At 68.5% G+C, this 16083-nt stretch carries 18 protein-coding genes; 7 read left to right on the plus strand and 11 right to left on the minus strand.

Annotated elements, in window-relative coordinates; all coding sequences use genetic code 11:
• Positions 1-18: 18 nt before the first annotated feature.
• Positions 19-669 carry a TetR/AcrR family transcriptional regulator gene (locus ACFWQC_RS09560; protein WP_378676371.1) on the plus strand — a complete coding sequence of 217 codons (651 nt, stop codon included), beginning with the start codon at positions 19-21 and terminating at the stop codon, positions 667-669.
• 27 nt (positions 670-696) lie between these two features.
• Positions 697-1455 (plus strand): enoyl-CoA hydratase-related protein, encoded by a 759-nt coding sequence (locus ACFWQC_RS09565; RefSeq protein WP_378676374.1) that lies wholly within the window; start codon positions 697-699, stop codon positions 1453-1455.
• A gap of 84 nt (positions 1456-1539) precedes the next feature.
• Here the strand turns inward: ACFWQC_RS09565 and ACFWQC_RS09570 are convergent, their stop codons facing one another.
• From ACFWQC_RS09570 to ACFWQC_RS09585, 4 genes are all read right to left on the minus strand, one after another.
• The gene (locus tag ACFWQC_RS09570) at positions 1540-2916 is read right to left on the minus strand and encodes an ABC transporter substrate-binding protein (protein WP_378676377.1); all 1377 of its coding nucleotides are present in this window, start codon (positions 2914-2916) and stop codon (positions 1540-1542) included.
• 42 nt (positions 2917-2958) lie between these two features.
• Positions 2959-3843 carry a carbohydrate ABC transporter permease gene (locus tag ACFWQC_RS09575; protein ID WP_378676379.1) on the minus strand — a complete coding sequence of 295 codons (885 nt, stop codon included), beginning with the start codon at positions 3841-3843 and terminating at the stop codon, positions 2959-2961.
• Positions 3840-4754 carry a sugar ABC transporter permease gene (locus ACFWQC_RS09580; RefSeq protein WP_355021510.1) on the minus strand — a complete coding sequence of 305 codons (915 nt, stop codon included), beginning with the start codon at positions 4752-4754 and terminating at the stop codon, positions 3840-3842. Before ACFWQC_RS09580 ends, ACFWQC_RS09575 begins: the two co-directional genes overlap by 4 nt.
• A 97-nt stretch (positions 4755-4851) precedes the next feature.
• Entirely contained in the window at positions 4852-5526 is a 675-nt protein-coding gene (locus ACFWQC_RS09585) for a dihydrofolate reductase family protein (RefSeq protein WP_378676382.1), read from the minus strand.
• A 43-nt stretch (positions 5527-5569) separates the two neighbouring features.
• Between ACFWQC_RS09585 and galE the strand changes: the two genes are divergently transcribed.
• A complete protein-coding gene (galE, locus tag ACFWQC_RS09590; RefSeq protein ID WP_355021512.1) occupies positions 5570-6547 on the plus strand; it encodes a UDP-glucose 4-epimerase GalE in 978 nt (325 codons plus the stop codon).
• Positions 6548-6692: 145 nt separating this feature from the next.
• Here the strand turns inward: galE and ACFWQC_RS09595 are convergent, their stop codons facing one another.
• The 3 genes from ACFWQC_RS09595 to ACFWQC_RS09605 all read right to left on the minus strand — a co-directional run bounded on the left by ACFWQC_RS09595 (position 6693) and on the right by ACFWQC_RS09605 (position 8760).
• Positions 6693-7244, minus strand: coding sequence for a hypothetical protein (locus tag ACFWQC_RS09595; protein ID WP_378676385.1), 552 nt, complete (start codon positions 7242-7244; stop codon positions 6693-6695).
• On the minus strand, positions 7222-7662 hold the full coding sequence (locus ACFWQC_RS09600; RefSeq protein WP_091045907.1) for a helix-turn-helix domain-containing protein: 441 nt from the start codon (positions 7660-7662) through the stop codon (positions 7222-7224). Before ACFWQC_RS09600 ends, ACFWQC_RS09595 begins: the two co-directional genes overlap by 23 nt.
• 141 nt (positions 7663-7803) lie before the next feature.
• Positions 7804-8760 (minus strand): asparaginase, encoded by a 957-nt coding sequence (locus tag ACFWQC_RS09605; protein WP_378676388.1) that lies wholly within the window; start codon positions 8758-8760, stop codon positions 7804-7806.
• Positions 8761-8788: 28 nt separating this feature from the next.
• Here ACFWQC_RS09605 and ACFWQC_RS09610 point away from each other — a divergent pair, with 28 nt between their 5' ends.
• Positions 8789-9724: a sulfite exporter TauE/SafE family protein gene (locus ACFWQC_RS09610; RefSeq protein ID WP_355224522.1), complete on the plus strand. Its 936-nt coding sequence runs from the start codon at positions 8789-8791 to the stop codon at positions 9722-9724.
• A gap of 73 nt (positions 9725-9797) precedes the next feature.
• Here ACFWQC_RS09610 and ACFWQC_RS09615 read toward each other — a convergent pair whose 3' ends face one another.
• Both ACFWQC_RS09615 and rfbB read right to left on the minus strand, forming a co-directional pair.
• Positions 9798-11180: a sugar nucleotide-binding protein gene (locus ACFWQC_RS09615; RefSeq protein WP_378676392.1), complete on the minus strand. Its 1383-nt coding sequence runs from the start codon at positions 11178-11180 to the stop codon at positions 9798-9800.
• 4 nt (positions 11181-11184) lie between these two features.
• The gene (rfbB, locus tag ACFWQC_RS09620) at positions 11185-12183 is read right to left on the minus strand and encodes a dTDP-glucose 4,6-dehydratase (RefSeq protein ID WP_378676395.1); all 999 of its coding nucleotides are present in this window, start codon (positions 12181-12183) and stop codon (positions 11185-11187) included.
• A 94-nt stretch (positions 12184-12277) separates the two neighbouring features.
• Here rfbB and rfbA point away from each other — a divergent pair, with 94 nt between their 5' ends.
• Positions 12278-13162 (plus strand): glucose-1-phosphate thymidylyltransferase RfbA, encoded by an 885-nt coding sequence (rfbA, locus tag ACFWQC_RS09625; protein ID WP_378676398.1) that lies wholly within the window; start codon positions 12278-12280, stop codon positions 13160-13162.
• Between the two features lie 6 nt (positions 13163-13168).
• Here rfbA and ACFWQC_RS09630 read toward each other — a convergent pair whose 3' ends face one another.
• Positions 13169-13546 carry a phosphomannose isomerase type II C-terminal cupin domain gene (locus ACFWQC_RS09630; RefSeq protein WP_355021519.1) on the minus strand — a complete coding sequence of 126 codons (378 nt, stop codon included), beginning with the start codon at positions 13544-13546 and terminating at the stop codon, positions 13169-13171.
• Positions 13547-13687: 141 nt separating this feature from the next.
• Positions 13688-14854 carry a nucleotide sugar dehydrogenase gene (locus tag ACFWQC_RS09635; protein ID WP_378676401.1) on the minus strand — a complete coding sequence of 389 codons (1167 nt, stop codon included), beginning with the start codon at positions 14852-14854 and terminating at the stop codon, positions 13688-13690.
• A 90-nt stretch (positions 14855-14944) separates the two neighbouring features.
• Here ACFWQC_RS09635 and ACFWQC_RS09640 point away from each other — a divergent pair, with 90 nt between their 5' ends.
• Together ACFWQC_RS09640 and ACFWQC_RS09645 are read left to right on the plus strand one after the other, a co-directional pair.
• Positions 14945-15232, plus strand: a complete 288-nt coding sequence (locus ACFWQC_RS09640; RefSeq protein ID WP_378676404.1) for a helix-turn-helix transcriptional regulator — start codon at positions 14945-14947, stop codon at positions 15230-15232.
• On the plus strand, positions 15232-16083 hold the full coding sequence (locus tag ACFWQC_RS09645) for a HipA N-terminal domain-containing protein (protein WP_378676407.1): 852 nt from the start codon (positions 15232-15234) through the stop codon (positions 16081-16083). The genes ACFWQC_RS09640 and ACFWQC_RS09645 overlap by 1 nt, the downstream gene beginning before the upstream one ends.

Genomic DNA, 16083 nt, shown 5'->3' on the forward strand with positions numbered 1-16083 from the left:
CGGGAAAGGGGCACGCAGATGAGCCTGAGCGGGACCGTGGACGAGACCAGCGAGGCTGGCAGCGACTGGCGGGATTTCTCCCACCCACCGCTGCCGCCGATCCTCGACGCCGCGCTGATGACGTTCATCGGGCACGGCTACCACGGCACGACCATCCGCCAGCTCGCCGCCGCAGCAGGACTCTCCGTACCCGGCCTCTACCACCACCACGCGTCGAAGCAGGGGCTTCTCGTGGCCATCTGCGAGACCGCGATGGCGGACCTGTGGGAGCGGAGTCGATCCGCGCTCGCCCAAGCAGGAGACGATGTCGTACGCCGCCTGGACCTGCTGACCGAGTGCCTGGTCCTCTTCCACGCCCACCGTCCCGAGCTCGCGTTCATCGCGGCCAACGAGCTCCGCAGCCTGCAGGCCGACGCCCGCGAGACGCACATCGCCGCCCGCGACCGCCAGCAGCGTCTGATGGACGACGTCGTCGTCACCGGAACCGAGCAGGGCGTGTTCAGCACCCCGTATCCCCGCGACGTGAGCCGCGCGGTCGTTACGATGTGCACGGGCGTCGCCCAGTGGTATCGGCCCCGTGGCGAGCTCTCCCCCGCCGACCTCGCCACCAGGTACGTCATCATGACGCGGATGACCGTCGGTGCCCCGATGGACGTCGCGGCGGGGTGAGACGAGCCGCGACTATGCTGCTGCGGCGTGACTGAGAATCTGCGCATCGAGCGGCACCCCGGTGTCGTCCACGTGACCTTCGAGCGGCCCGAACGGCACAATGCGTTCACCCAGGCGATGTACGCCGGGCTGCACGATCTCTGCGATGAGCTGGCCTCGGACACGTCGGTGAAGGTCTTGGTCCTGCAAGGGGCCGGCGGCCGCGCCTTCGCTGCCGGCAACGAGATCTCCGACTTCCTGAAGCAGGACGCCGTGGCGTACGAGGATTGGATTCGAGAGCTTCTCGGCAAGCTGTACTCACTGCCGCAGGTCACCATCGCCGCCGTCGACGGCGTCTGCGTCGGTGGCGGCCTCGCTGTTGCCACGCACTGCGACCTGCGAGTCGCGACGCCGCACTCGCGCTTCGGCTACCCCATCGCCAAGACGCTCGGCAACGCGCTCGCGGCACCGATCGTCTACCGGTGCGCAGCGGTTTTCGGAGAGCCGCTCACCCGGGAGATGCTCCTCGGGGCCCGCCTCGTGGGAGCCGAGCGCGCCTACTCCGTCGGCGCGATCACTGCCGTCACCGAAACCCTCGAGCAGGAGGTGAACGCGCTCGTCGACTCCGTGCTCGGGCTCTCCTCGGTCACTCTCGCGGCCACCAAGTCGCAGCTGGCGGGCTACTCCGCACGCGTCGAGGCCGCTCCTGACGGCGACGAAGATCTTCTCCGGGAGGTCTACACGGGTGAGGACTTCAAAGAGGGCGTCCGTGCCTTCCTCGCCAAGGAGAAACCAGCTTTCCGATGACCCGCCGACCGAGCGCGACCCGGCAGCGCCCGGTGACCCATTGCTCGGAGCACCGGGCGCTGCCCGTCACCTGCCGGGGCAGGATCAGATGTGCGGCTTCACCTGGTCGGTGTAGATCTTCTCCAGCGCCGCCTTCAGGCTGTCCATCTCCGTCTGGACGTCCTTGTTCTCGGTGAGGATCGAGGCCATGTGGTTGGCCATCTCCAGGTCGCCACCGGGCAGGAAGACCCGGGCGTAGTCCTGCGAGCGGGTGTTGGGGAGCTGGTCGATCGCGACCTGGGCCTGCGGGGTCTTCTTCAGGATCGCGGCGGGGTCGGCGGACTTGCGGATCGGCACGTAGCCGGTCGCCTCCGAGAACTTGATCGCCTGCTCGGGCTCGGTGAGGAACTTGATGAAGGTGCCGGCAGCGAGCTGCCGCTCGGGGCTGATGTCCTTCGGGATGCCGACACCGGAGCCGCCGGTCGGGCAGATCCGCTCGGCCTCCGCCGGCCCGGCCGGCAGCGGCGCGACACCGACGTCGAACTTCGCCGAGGTGATCGCGTTGATCAGGTCACCGGTCGAGCCCACGGTCGCACTGGCCACGCCCGCGGCGAAGTCCTGGATCTGGTCGACGCCGGCGACCCCGGCGACCTTGTCCTTGTAGACCCAGTCCTTGAGGAAGGAGAGCGCCTCGACCGACGTGGCCGAGTTGCAGGTGATGTCGAAGGACTCCTCCTTCGACCACCCGCCGCCCCAGCCCCAGAGGTTGTTCTGCAGGGTCCAGCCGGCGTAGCCCGCCAGGGCCGGGAACTGGAAGGCGAACTTCGCGCCGCTGGTCGCGGCGAGCTCGGTCTTCCACTCGCCGAACTCCTCCCAGGTCTGCGGGCCCTGGTCGGAGAGGCCGGCCTTCTTCCAGTGGTCCTTGTTGTAGTAGAAGAGCGGCGTCGAGCGGGCCCACGGAACCGCCCAGTGGGCGTCGTCGTAGAGGTAGTCACCGAGCAGCGAGTCGACGTAGTCGCCGGTGTCGAACTCGAGCGCCTCGAAGAGGGAGTCGAGCGGGATGATCTGGTCGTTCATCATGTAGCGGAACCACCACACGTCCGACAGGTTGATGATGTCGGGCAGGTCGCCGCCGGTCTGCGCGGTCTGGAACTTCTGCGCGATCTCCTCGTAGTCCGCCCCGGCCGTGACGAGCTTGACGGTGATGTCGGACTGGGAGGCGTTGAAGGCGTTGACGATCTCGGTGCTGACCTTGATCGAGTCACCCGGGTTGGAGGTCCAGAAGGTGATCTCCTTGGCCGGCTTCACGCCACTGAAGTCGATCTGCTCGACTGCGCTGGCGCCGCCGCCACCACCGCTGGTCGACGGGCCCCCACCGCAGGCGGAGAGCGCCGCCGCGGAGATGCCCAGGGCGCTGAGGCCGAGGAATCGTCGTCGGTCCAGGATCAGACCCGAGCGATGCAGGTTGGACGAGGTGTTCATGAAGCATCCTTTCCCTGTTGTGCCAACTGTGGGCTGAGGACGTCAGCCTTTGACGCCGCCTTGGGTGAAGCCGTTGACGATGTGACGCTGCAGGAACGCGAAGAGGACGAGGATCGGCAGCAGCACCATCACCGTGCCGGCCATCAGGACGCCGAACGAGCTGGCCGCGGACTCGCTGTTCTGCAGCAGCGTCAGACCGCGCGGCAGCGTCATCATCTCCGGATCGGTGATGATGATCAGCGGCCACAGGTAGTCGTTCCACTCGTAGACCACGTTGACCAGGGCCACGGTCGCGATCGACGGCAGCGACATCGGCACCACGCAGTGCCACAGCCTCCGCCAGTGGCCGGCGCCGTCGAGGTGAGCCGCCTCGATCACCTCGTAGGGCAGCTGCATGAAGGCCTGGCGCAGCAGGAACGTACCGAAGCCGGTGCCGAGGCCCGGCAGGATGAGGCCCCAGTAGGTGTTCTCGCCGCCGAGGCTGCTGATGAAGACGTAGTTGGGCAGCGCGGTGACCTGCGGCGGCACCATCATCGTGGCGAGCACACCCCAGAAGATGTACTTCCTGCCGGGGAACTCGCAGAAGACCAGGCCGTACGCCGTCAGGATCGCCAGCAGCACCTTCAGCCCGGCACCCACGACCGTGACGATGGTGGAGTTGAGGAAGAGCCGTCCGAAGGGGACCTTCTGCGCGGCCTCGGAGTAGTTCTCCGGCTGCCAGACCTCGGGAAAGACGACCAGGTCGGTGGTCGCCAGGTCGCCGGGGCCCTTGAAGGAGGCCAGGAGCATGTAGCCGAGCGGCAGCACGACGACGAGCACCGCGAGCAGGAGCACCAGGTAGTCGCGTACGGTCAGCGGCGTCAGGGACCTGAACTGCTTCGGGCTTCGCTTCAGCCGCACCTTGCGTGAGGGAGCAGTCGTGCTCATCGGTAGTGGACCCGCCTCTCCACGACGATCAGCTGGACGAGCGTGATCACCACGAGGATCGCGAAGAGCACCGTGGACAGCATCGCGGAGTAGCCCGCCTGGCTCTGCTCCTTGAAGCCGGTCAGGTAGGCGTCGAAGATCAGGGTGCGGGCGCCGCGGCCGAGCTTGTCCATCGCGATCAGCAGGTCGAACGCCTGCAGGCTGTTGAGGATCGTGGTGACCATCAGGAAGAACGTGGTCGGCGAGAGCAGCGGGAGGGTCACCGTGAAGAACCGCCTCACCGGGCCGGCGCCGTCGAGATCGGCCGCCTCCAGCACGTCGCCCGGCACCGCCTGCAGGCCGGCGAGGTAGATGACCGCGGCGTAACCGAGGTTCTTCCAGACGTAGACGATGATCACCATCGTCAGCGTCCAGGGAGGCGAGTTGATCCACTCCGGGCTGTTCAGGCCGACGTCGCGCAGGACCGCCGAGAGCGCGCCGATGTTGGGGTCGAAGATGTAGAGCCAGGCGAGCCCGACGCCGTAGCCGGACAGGATGTAGGGCGCGAAGACCGTCGCCTGCGCGAAGCCGGCACCCGGCAGCTTGCGGTTGAGCGCCAGCGCGACACCCAGGCCCAGGGCGAGAGTGAGACCGACGGTCGCGACGGTGAAGATCGCCGTCGTGGTGAGCACCTTGCTCGCCTCGCCGGAGGTGAAGAAGTCGCGGTAGTTGCCCAGCCCGACCGGGGTCGCGAACTTCGACCCGAGCGTCCAGTTGAGCGTGGAGTAGTAGATGTTCTGGAAGAGCGGTCGATAGGTGAAGACCGCGATCAGAGCGACGTTGGGCGCAACGAACGCGACGAAGATCAGCCACTCCCGTAAGCGTCTTCCCGAGAGTGCCTGACGTGGTCGCTTGGTCGTGACGGCCGTCATACCTGGCACGATCGGTGAGTCAAGCGGCTGGGCCGGACCCCGTCAAGAGTAAAACTCTTGGTCTCGAGATTTCGTTACCGGAAACTGACCGTGAACGTCATCGTGCTACGAGCCACCGCCCGAGCAACGTGCCGTCGTGCTCGATGAGGGAACCCAACGACACCGGTACGTCCCTGGGCGGCCCGGTCACGATCCGTCGGCCGTCGCCCGCGAGGAGCTTGGGCGTGATCGTGTGGCAGAGCTCGTCGACCAAGCCGGCCTCGAGCAGCGAGCCGAGAAGGGTCGGCCCGCCCTCGCACAGCACGTGCTGCATGCCCTCCTCGTGCAGCCGGTCGACGAGCGCCGAAAGGTCGACCTCGGAGGTGCCGGCGACGTAGACGTTCTCCTCGCCGATCTCGTCGCGCGCGGCGGCCAGGCCGGGCGCTTCGGCCACCGTGGCGAGCCGGACCGCGCCGGGCTCGCAGCCACGGAGATCGTCGGGGATCCGGCCGCGGCGGGAGACGACGACGATCGGCGCGCCCTTGGCTTCGTACGTCTCGGCGATGGCGGTCCCGGCGCCGACCAGAACGGCGTCGGCGAGGTCGCGCAGGACGTGGAAGACGTCGACGTCGACGGCGTTGTTGACCGTGCCGGAGCGGCCGTCGGAGCCGGTCGCCGCACCGTCCAGCGAGCTGACCATGTTGGCCCGCAACCACCGCAGGCGGGGCGGCGCGTAGATGGCGCGCAGGCCTTCGGGGGTCGTCGGGTCGCCGTCACCGTGCAGGAGCCTCACCCCGCAAACCTAACCGCTCAGGACACCCCGCTATCTTCATCGCATGAGTTGGTTGGTTACCGGAGGCGCGGGCTACATCGGATCGCACGTCGTGCAGGCACTGCTCGACGCGGGCATGGAGCCGGTCGTCATCGACGACCTGTCCTCGGGGTTCGCGAAGTTCGTGCCCGACAACGTCACGTTCGTCGAGGCGACGCTGCTGGACAAGTCCGCGATCGAGCAGGCGATCTCCAACCACGGCGTCGAGGGAGTCATCCACCTCGCCGGTTTCAAGTACGCAGGCGTGTCGGTGCAACGGCCGCTGCACACGTACGCACAGAACGTGACCGGCACCGCCAACCTGCTCGAGGCGATGACGGCCACCGGTGTCGACGCGCTGGTCTTCTCCTCCTCCGCCGCGACCTTCGGCACCCCCGACGTCGACCTGGTCACCGAGACCACGCCGACCAACCCGGAGAGCCCCTACGGCGAGTCGAAGCTGATCGGCGAGTGGCTGATCGCCGACGTGGCGCGCTCCGAGGGGCTCTCGCACACCAGCCTGCGCTACTTCAACGTCGTCGGGTCCGGTAGCAAGGACCTCTACGACACCAGCCCCCACAACCTCTTCCCGCTCGTCTTCGACGCGCTGGCCAAGGGCAAGACGCCGCAGATCAACGGCGACGACTACCCGACCCCCGACGGCACCTGCGTACGCGACTACGTGCACGTCGCCGACCTCGCCCACTCCCACGTCGTCGCCGCCAAGCGGCTCGCCGAGGGCAAGGACCTCGAGCCGGTCTACAACCTCGGCTCGGGCGACGGCTCCTCCGTACGTCAGATCATGGACGCCATCCGCGAGGTGACCGGCATCGACTTCGAGCCGATCATCAAGCCGCGTCGTCCCGGCGACCCCGCCCGCATCGTCGCCACCGGCGAGCTCGCCCGGCGCGACCTCGACTGGGAGATGCGCCACGACCTGCGTTCCATGGTCGCCACCGCCTGGGAGGCCCGCCAGGCTGCCGGGGCCGACTACCCGAGCTGACCCTTCGACAGGCTCAGGACATCGCCTCGGGCGGGATGTTCACCGAGGCAACTCGGTCTGCGCTCGCTTCCCTGGTGGAACTCCACGAAACCAGCGACGGCTCACCGAGTTACCTCGGTGAGCCGTCGGGCGTACAGGGCCAGGATCAGGCCTTCTTGGCAGCCGTCTTCTTGGCCGGGGCCTTCTTGGCGGGAGCCGGCTTCGCGGCCGGAGCAGCCTCGGCCTTGGGAGCCTCGGTCTTCGGGGCCTCAGCCTTGGGGGCCTCGGCCGGGGCGTCAGCGGTCTCGGCCTTCTTGAACTTCGCGACGAAGGTCTCACCGCGGGTGGCGAGCTTGTCGTAGGTGCCGGTGGCGGAGCCGGTGGTCTCGTCGAGCTTGGCCTTGACGGTGGTCTTGACCTTCTCGGGGAGCACGGCGTACTGCTCCTTGGCCAGGGCCGGGAGCGTCTTCGGGTCGAAGCCGGTCACGGTGGTCTTGGCAGCGGTCGCCTTCTCGGTCGCCTGGGTCCGGTACTCGGTGGCCTTCTCGGTCGCCTTGGAGCGGGCGTCGGTCAGCTTGGTGGTCGCCTCGGAGCGGTAGTCGTCGACCTTCTTCTGCAGGTCGGTGGCGTAGCTCTTGACGGTCTCGTAGGCGAGGTCGGCAACGCCGGCGACGGCGTTGAGGGGCTTGGTGGTCTCAATCTTGGGCAGCGTGGGCATCTGGGTTCTCCTCGTGATGGGGTTCAGCGGTTTCATCGGCGGCCGGCGCATCGTCGGTGACACGACTGTTGAGAGCAAGGAACGAGTGATAGACGTCGAGCAGCGAGTGCTTCTGCCGCTCGGTCAGGTTCGGGTCGGCGAGCACCGCGAGCTCCACGGATCCCCCGACGTTGGAGTCGGGGCTGAGGATCCCGGCACGGACATAGACCTGCTCCGCCGAGATACGCAGCGCCTTGGCGATCTGCTGGAGGACCTCGGCCGATGGCTTGCGCAGACCGCGCTCGATCTGACTGAGGTAGGGGTTGGACACACCTGCTTGGTCGGCGAGCTGACGCAGTGACATCTCAGCCGAGATCCTCTGTTCCTTCAGATACTCGCCGAGCGTGCCGACCGCACTCGTGACCTTGCTCTTGACCATGACTCCAGTGTGCTAACAATTGCTAGCAAACACAAGCCCTGGGCAACCGAAGTGACACACATCACCCACTAATTACCTCATCAACCGGCGAAAACACCCGGCGCCACGGCACTCGCGCCTCGCTAGCATTCCGCTAGCAAATCACAGAAGCGCGCGGATCTCCCCCACCCGGCGCCCACCGCCGAGGATCGGCGCGTCCCCGGTCGCACGCAACGCGTCGGCGTCGACCCCGTCCAAGTCCCCGACCCCGTCCCGCAGCAGCGCGGCGGCCATCACCGCCGCCCGCGCCCGGTCACCGCCGTCGTCGGCCTTCAGCGCCCACGCACGGCCGTCGGGTAGCGCGACGGCATAGACGGCCTCTGCACCCAGCTTGCCGATCAGCCCGGGTACGGCCCGGTGCAGCGCGACCTCGTCGCGGGTCGTGCCCGAGACGTACTCGGGGTGGGACCGGATCGCCTCGGCGACCCGCGCGCCCGGACCGTCGATCGCCGAGCCGATCGTCGAGAACGCTCGCGCCAGCCCGGTCAGCGAGGCGGACAGGGCCGGTGCCCCGCAGCCGTCGACAGTGGCGTACGCCGCCTCGCCGGTGCACGCCTCGAGCACCTCCTGGATCCCCACCTGGAGCGGGTGCTTCGGGTCCAGATAGCCCTCCAGCGACCAGCCGGCCGCGACGCAGGTGGCGAGCATCGCGGCGTGCTTGCCGGAGCAGTTCATCGCCAGCCGGGTCTTCGGCTCGCCGCGACGGAGCGCCTCCTCCCGCGCCTCGACGCCGAACGGGTAGTCCTCGATGTTGCCGAGCGCGGACTCGTCCAGGCCAACGGTGGCGAGGATGCGGCGTACGCCTTCCTTGTGGAACGCCTCGCCCGAGTGGGAGGCGCAGGCGAGGGCGAGCAGGTCGGGCGGCAGGTCGAGGCCGAGGATCACCATCGCGAGGGCCTGGACCGGCTTGTTCGAGGAGCGCGGCAGGATCGGCGAGTCGACGTCCCCGAGCGACCAGCTCACGGTGCCGTCGGGCGCCAGGGAGACGGCGGATCCGTAGTGGTGTCCCTCGACGAAGTCGGAGCGGATGATCTCGGCGAACGGCACAGGTGCTGGCATGGGGGCGAGACTATGTGAGAGTTGCCCCGTGTTCGCCGACCTCCTCACCCAAGAAGCGCTCAGCGTGCTCGTGGTCAGCTTCGGCATCGGCATCGTCGTCGGGCTGACCGGCATGGGCGGTGGCGCCCTGATGACGCCGGCGCTGATCTTCCTCGGGGTGCCCCCGACGACCGCGGTCGCCAACGACCTCGTCGCCGCCTCGGTCAACAAGTCGGTCGGCGCCGCGGTGCACTGGCGCCACGGCTCGCCCAACATCAAGCTGGCGACGTACCTGATCATCGGCTCGGTGCCGTGCGCGTTCCTGGGCACCTTCGTCCACAAGCTGGCGCCGGGCGACACCGACCACTTCCTCAAGCTCGTCCTCGGTGGGGCCCTGCTGTTCGCGGCGGCGTCCTACATGTTCCGGATGTACCTGCAGCTGCGCCTGGTCACCGGCGGCAACGAGGCTCCCGAGGAAGACCCGCGCCTGAAGCCGCTGCTCACCATCGTCATCGGCGCCCTCGGCGGTCTGCTGGTCGGCATCACCTCGGTCGGCTCCGGCTCGGTCATCATGATCGCGCTGCTGCTGGTCTACCCGACCCTCTCCGCGGTGAAGCTGGTCGGCACCGACCTGCTCCAGGCGGTGCCGCTCGTCCTGGCCGCCGCGATCGGCCAGGTGCTCAACCACGGCGTCGACTGGGCGGTGCTGATCCCGCTCATCCTCGGCGGCACCCCGGGCACGTTCCTCGGCTCCCGGATGGCGCGCTGGGTCTCGCAGTCGGTCATCCGGCGCGGCATCGTCATCATGCTGACCCTCTCGGGCGCCAAGATGCTCGGCGCCGACGCCACCTTCCTGCTGCTCCTCGGCGGCGCGATGCTGCTCCTCGGCCCACTCCTGTGGGGCTTCATCCGCCAGTCGCGCGGCCTGGAGGCCTTCGACAACAACGCCGCCGCCTGGCGGCTGCCGGAGCGCTCTGAGAAGTAGTACGCCCCGCTGGTCGAGCCGCGAGGCCGCCTGCGGCCGAGCGTGTCGCTCCGGCGGCTCGACCAGCGGGGCGTCAGGCCTTCAGGTAGCGGCGTAGCGCGTCGAGGTGGTCCTCGGGCTCGAAGCCGGTGGCGGTGAGCTTGTCGAGGGACATCACCGAGTTGAGCGGTCGCGGCGCGACGCTCTCCTTGCCCGCGAAGTAGGCCTCGGTGGAGGTGGCGCCGACGTCGCCCGCGTCTCGCCCCGACAGCGAGAACACCTCGGCGGCGACGTCGCGCCACGAGCACGGGTCACCGGCGTTGGTGCAGTTGTAGACCCCGTACGCAGCCCCGGACCGCAGCAGGTGAGCGGTGGCCGCGGCGAGCGTGTCGGTGAAGGTGAGCCGGCCGATCTGGTCGTCGACCACGGTGGGCGAGACGCCCTTCTCGGCGAGGGCCGCCATGGTGCGTACGAAGTTCTTGCCGTCGCCGACGACCCAGGAGGTGCGCAGGATGTAGTGACGAGCGGCGCCGGCGACCGCGATGTCGCCGGCGGCCTTGGACTGGGCGTAGACGCCGAGGGGCGAGACCGGCTCGTCCTCGGTGTGCTCGGTGGCGGTGCCGTCGAAGACGTACTCGGTGGAGTAGTGCACCAGGGTCAGCCGGTGCTCGGTCGCGACCCGGGCGAGCAGCGCCGGGGCGGTCGCGTTGGCGGCCCAGGCGGTGCGCCGGCCGTCGGCGGTCTCGGCGACGTCGACGGCGGTGTAGGCGGCGGCGTTGAGGATGAGCTGGTAGTCGGGCCATGGCCAGGCCGCGACCGCCTTCTCGTCGGAGATGTCGAGCTCGTCGAGGTCGACCGCGTCCGCGTCCGGGAAGACCGCCACGAGGGCCCGGCCGAGCTGGCCGTTGGCGCCGATGATCAGCGTCTTCTTCGGCTTCATCGGGGTGATCTCGGCCAGGCGCGGGTTGGCCCTGTCCTTCTCCGAGATCTCGGCGGAGTCCAGTGGGATCGGCCAGGCGATCGCGGCGGTCTCGTCGGCGAGGTTGAGCGCCGGGTAGGCGAACCCGGGACGCCAGTGGTCGTTGACCAGGTAGGAGTAGACGGTGCGGTCCTCCAGCGCCTGGTAGGAGTTGCCGACCCCGCGCGGCACGAAGACCGCGGTCTCCGGGCCGATCTCGATCGAGAAGGTCGTCCCGAAGGACGACCCTTCACGCATGTCGACCCACGCCGCGAACACCCGCCCGCACGCGACGGAGACGAACTTGTCCCACGGCTCGGTGTGGATGCCCCGGGTCGCGCCACGGGCGGCGTTGAAGGACATGTTGTTCTGCACCGGCCCGAAGTCGGGGAGCCCCAGCTCCACCATCTTCTCGCGCTGCCAGTTCTCCTTGAACCAGCCGCGGGCGTCACCGTGCACGGGCAGATGGGCAACCAGCAGACCCGGGATCGGGGTCTGCTCGATGGTCAGATCCGGCACGAGATCACTGCCCCTTCACGGCGTACTTGGCTTCGGTCTCGTGCTTCAGCGGCGACCACCAGGCCTCGTTCTCCTGATACCAGGCGATCGTCGCGGCCAGGCCCTTGTCGAAGTCCTGGTACTTCGGCTCCCAGTCGAGCTCGCTGCGCAGCTTGCCCGACTCGATGGCGTAGCGGCGGTCGTGGCCGGCGCGGTCGGTGACCCACTCGATGTCGTCATCGGGACGCCCGAAGTGACGCAGGATCGCGCGGACGACGTCGACGTTGGACTTCTCGCCGTCGGCACCGATCAGGTACGTCTCCCCGATCCGGCCCTTCTCCAGGATCGTCCAGACCGCCGAGGAGTGGTCGTCGGTGTGGATCCAGTCGCGCACATTGAGCCCGTCGCCGTAGACGCGCGGCCGGCGCCCCTCGATCACCTCGGTGATCTGGCGCGGGATGAACTTCTCGACGTGCTGCCAGGGGCCGTAGTTGTTGGAGCAGTTGGAGATCGTCGCGCGTACGCCGAAGGAGCGCACCCAGGCGCGGACGAGGTGGTCGGAGCCGGCCTTGGAGGCCGAGTAGGGCGAGGACGGCTGGTAGGGGGTGTCCTCGGTGAACCGCTTCGGGTCGTCAAGGTCGAGATCGCCGTAGACCTCGTCGGTGGAGACGTGGTGGAAACGTACGTCATGGCGACGGACCGCCTCGAGCAGCACGAAGGTGCCGACGATGTTGGTCTGGACGAACGGAGCCGGGTCCGAGAGGGAGTTGTCGTTGTGCGACTCGGCCGCGTAGTGCACCACGGCATCCGACTCCGCCACCAGCGGTTCGACGACCGCGGCGTCCGCGATGTCGCCGACCACCAGCTTCACCCGATCCTCCGGGAGCCCCGCCAACGATGCCTCCGAGGAGGCATAGGTCAGCTTGTCGAGCACCGTCACGTACGCATCGGTGTTGGCCACGAGGTGGTGCACGAAGTTGGAGCCGATGAACCCGGCCCCGCCTGTCACAAGAATCCGTCTCACCGGTTCATCGTAGGCAGAATTAACCACCCGGTGGTCGCCTCGCCCCGGTGGGTTCCCTAGAACGTGGGGTGAACATCCGTAGGATCAACTGACCATGAAGGGGATCATCCTCGCCGGAGGCACCGGCTCACGTCTGCACCCGATCACTCTCGCGATCAGCAAGCAGCTGATGCCGATCTACGACAAGCCGATGATCTACTACCCGCTGACCACGCTGATGCTGGCCGGAATCCGGGACATCCTGGTGATCACGACGCCCCACGAGGCCTCCGGCTTCCACCGGCTCCTCGGTGACGGCAGCCATCTCGGCGTCAACATCAGCTACGCCGAGCAGCCCTCGCCCGACGGCCTCGCCCAGGCGTTCACGATCGGCGCCGACGTCGGCTTCCTCGATGCGAGCGCAAGCGAGGACGACAACTGTGTCGGCCTCGTCCTGGGCGACAACATCTTCTACGGCCCCGGCCTCGGCACCCAGCTGGCCCGCTTCAAGACGATCACCGGCGGCGCCGTCTTCGGCTACCGCGTCGCCGACCCGCGCGCGTACGGCGTCGTGGAGTTCGACGAGAATCGCAAGGCCGTCTCCTTGGAGGAGAAGCCGGAGAAGCCCAAGAGCCCGTACGCCGTCCCCGGCCTCTACTTCTACGACAGCTCGGTCATCGGGCACGCCCGCAACCTCCAGCCGTCCGCTCGCGGAGAGCTCGAGATCACCGACCTCAACCGGATCTACCTCGAGGCCGGCACCCTCTCGGTCGAGGTGCTGCCGCGCGGCACCGCCTGGCTCGACACCGGCACCCTCGAGGACCTCAACGAGGCCGCCAACTTCATCCGCGCCATCGAGCACCGCCAGGGCACCAAGATCGGCGCCCCCGAGGAGGTCGCCTGGCGCCAGGGCTGGCTCTCCGACGAGGAGCTCTCCGAGCTCGCCCAGCCGCTGCTGAAGAGCGGCTACGGGAAGTACCTGCTCGGGCTGCTGACCTAGGCCGAATCAGGCCTCAGCCGCGACCGCGGCCGTCTGCTCGGCGCGGCCGAAGTCGTCCTCCAGGCGGACGATGTCGTCCTCGCCCGTGTAGCCACCGCGCTGGACCTCGATGATCGAGAGCGGCTCGGCGGTCTCGTTGCAGATCCGGTGGGCCTGGCCGACGGCGACGTCGACGGACTCGCCGGGGCCAGCGATGGTGGTCACACCGTCGATGATGCAGGTGGCCTTGCCGTAGATGACCACCCAGTGCTCGGATCGGTGGGTGTGGGTCTGGTAGGAGAGGCGGCTGTTGGGCAGCACCTCGATCCGCTTGACCTTGTAGCCCGGACCGATGTCGATGACGTGCCACGAACCCCAGGGGCGGGTCTCGGAGTCACCAGCCATGATGTTGCCTCATTCCTAGACACTGAGCAGAAGACGCGACCATAACTGTACGCATCCGCGCACGGTTCATTGCGAACCGATGTTCACCGGTCCGTTACCCGCAGGTCGCCCACGGGGGCAGAACTCTTCGGCCGGAGGGCCTCAGTCGCGCCCGTAGATGTCGCGCGTGTAGACCTTGTCGGCGACATCGGCGAGCACGTCGGTGCGCCGGTTGGCGATGATCACGTCGGCCCGCTGCTTGAACTCGTCGAGGTCCTTGATGATCTCGGAGCGGAAGAACTCCGGCTCGTCGAGCTCGGGCTCGTAGATGACCACCTCGACGCCCTTTGCCTTGATCCGCTTCATCACGCCCTGGACCGAGGACTCGCGGAAGTTGTCCGAGCCGGACTTCATGATCAGCCGGTAGACGCCGACCACCTTCGGCTCACGCCGCAGGATGTCGGTGGCGACGAAGTCCTTGCGCGTGGTGTTGGCCTCGACGATCGCCGAGATGAGGTTCTGCGGGACCTCCTGGTAGTTGGCCTGCAGCTGCCTGGTGTCCTTGGGCAGACAGTAGCCGCCGTAGCCGAAGCTCGGGTTGTTGTAGTGCGTCCCGATCCGCGGGTCCAGGCCGACGCCCTCGATGATCTGGGTCGTGTTGAGTCCGTGGGTCGCGGCGTAGGTGTCCAGCTCGTTGAAGTAGGCGACCCGCAGCGCCAGGTAGGTGTTGGCGAACAGCTTGATCGCCTCGGCCTCGGTGGCCCCTGTCATCAGCACCGGTACGTCGGGCTCGAGCGAGCCCTCGAGCAGCAGCTCGGCGAAGCCCTTCGCGGCCGGGGAGTCGTCGCCGACGACGATGCGGGAGGGGTGCAGGTTGTCGTGGAGCGCCTTGCCCTCGCGGAGGAACTCGGGGCTGAAGAAGAGCGTCGCCTCCGGGTGCTGGTGGCGCCTGGCCGCGATGTAGCCGACCGGGATGGTCGACTTCACCACGATCGCCGCATCGGGCGCGTAGCTCGCCGCGTCGGCGATCACGCCGTCGACGCTGGAGGTGTCGAAGTAGTTCGAGGCCTCGTCGTAGTTCGTCGGGGTGGCGACGATGACGTACGCGGCGCCCGCGTAGGCGTCCTCCTTGTCGAGGGTCGCACGCAGGCCGAGCTCCTTGGTGGCCAGGAAGCTGGTGATCTCGGCGTCCTCGATCGGGGTCCTGGCAGCGTTGACCAGGTCGACCCGCTCCTGGGAGATGTCCAGCACGACGACGTCGTGCTTCTGGGCGAGCAGGACGGCGAGCGACATCCCGACGTAGCCCACGCCGACAACGGTGATCTTCATGTTCGGCACTGTAAGCAGCGGTTCGAGACCGGTCACAGCATATGAACCAGCGATGTTCCCGTACGGGAACATCGAGGTAAAGTGTTCATCGTGCCGTCGCCGTACCTGACCTCACCGGCCGCCTTCGGGTCGGCCGTGCGCTCCGCCCGGCGCCGTGCCGGCCTCACCCAGAGCGACCTGGCCCACCGGGCCGGGGTGGGCCGGCGGTTCGTGGTCGACGTCGAGTCCGGCCACCCGCGCGCCGAGCTCGGCAAGGCCCTCGCGCTGCTGGAGGTCCTCGACGTCTACCTCGCCCCCACGCAGCTCTCCCCGATCGCCCCACCCCTGGAGGACGTCGACCTCGACGCCGTCCTGGCCCACTGCCTGAGCGCCACCTGATGCGAGAGCTGTACGCCTTCGCCGGCCGCCGCCGGATGGGCACCTTCCGTCAGGTCGGCGACCGGGTCGACTTCACCTACGCAGAGACCGCCGGCCCGACACCGATCTCCCTCTCCCTCCCCCGCACCGGCCCGGCGCTGGTCCCGGGAGCCGCGCGCGCCTGGCTGGACAACCTGCTCCCCACCCGCGAGGACGTACGCCGCCGATGGGCGCGCGAGCGAGGGCTGCCCGACACCGAGCCGATGACGCTGCTCGCCTCCTACGGCGACGATCTCCCCGGCGCGGTCTCGCTCTCGGCCGACCCGGACCTGCCCTGGCGCCGGGCGCCGCACCCCGTCGAGGCGCCGCTGCCCGAGATCACGACCCGGCTCGCGGCGCTGCGCAACCAGCCCACCTCGTGGCTCGACCAGCGGGCCAGGCCCCGGTTCTCCCTCGGCGGTCACCAGGGGAAGTTCGCGCTGCGGCGGGCCTCGGGGAAGTGGTTCTGGCCGACGTACGAGCATCCTTCGACGCACATCCTGCGGCCGACGACACCCGAGGAGGCCTCCGCGAGGATCGCCGACCTGGGCCGGGCCCGCTCCGGCGGGATCCCCGCCACCCGCACGGAGCTGGTCACCTTCGGCGCGCAGGCGGCGCTCGTCGCGGAGCGCTGGGACCGGCTCGGCGGCCGGCGCATCCACGCCGGGACGATCCGGCAGGCGCTGGCTCTTCGGCCGGGCGAGGACATCGACCCCGGCGGCGTACGCGACCTGTTCCGGAGCCTCGACCTGACGCCGTCTCCGGGCGATGACGTCGACAAGATCGCCTTCCTGCTGGCCGGGGACCGGGTCGCCGTGGCACCGCGGCGCTGA

The sequence above is a fragment of the Nocardioides sp. NPDC058538 genome, from assembly GCF_042719275.1.
Lineage (GTDB): Bacteria > Actinomycetota > Actinomycetes > Propionibacteriales > Nocardioidaceae > Nocardioides.

Excerpts from the sequence above, each read along its gene's own strand:
- galE (WP_355021512.1), top strand. The coding sequence starts at position 5,570 with ATGAGTTGGTTGGTTACCGGAGGCGCGGGCTACATCGGATCGCACGTC.
- ACFWQC_RS09645 (WP_378676407.1), top strand. The coding sequence starts at position 15,232 with ATGCGAGAGCTGTACGCCTTCGCCGGCCGCCGCCGGATGGGCACCTTC.
- ACFWQC_RS09630 (WP_355021519.1), bottom strand. The coding sequence starts at position 13,546 with ATGGCTGGTGACTCCGAGACCCGCCCCTGGGGTTCGTGGCACGTCATC.
- ACFWQC_RS09575 (WP_378676379.1), bottom strand. The coding sequence starts at position 3,843 with ATGAGCACGACTGCTCCCTCACGCAAGGTGCGGCTGAAGCGAAGCCCG.
- ACFWQC_RS09570 (WP_378676377.1), bottom strand. The coding sequence starts at position 2,916 with ATGAACACCTCGTCCAACCTGCATCGCTCGGGTCTGATCCTGGACCGA.
- ACFWQC_RS09580 (WP_355021510.1), bottom strand. The coding sequence starts at position 4,754 with ATGACGGCCGTCACGACCAAGCGACCACGTCAGGCACTCTCGGGAAGA.
- ACFWQC_RS09605 (WP_378676388.1), bottom strand. The coding sequence starts at position 8,760 with ATGCCAGCACCTGTGCCGTTCGCCGAGATCATCCGCTCCGACTTCGTC.
- rfbA (WP_378676398.1), top strand. The coding sequence starts at position 12,278 with ATGAAGGGGATCATCCTCGCCGGAGGCACCGGCTCACGTCTGCACCCG.
- ACFWQC_RS09635 (WP_378676401.1), bottom strand. The coding sequence starts at position 14,854 with ATGAAGATCACCGTTGTCGGCGTGGGCTACGTCGGGATGTCGCTCGCC.
- ACFWQC_RS09595 (WP_378676385.1), bottom strand. The coding sequence starts at position 7,244 with ATGCCCACGCTGCCCAAGATTGAGACCACCAAGCCCCTCAACGCCGTC.
- ACFWQC_RS09560 (WP_378676371.1), top strand. The coding sequence starts at position 19 with ATGAGCCTGAGCGGGACCGTGGACGAGACCAGCGAGGCTGGCAGCGAC.
- ACFWQC_RS09600 (WP_091045907.1), bottom strand. The coding sequence starts at position 7,662 with ATGGTCAAGAGCAAGGTCACGAGTGCGGTCGGCACGCTCGGCGAGTAT.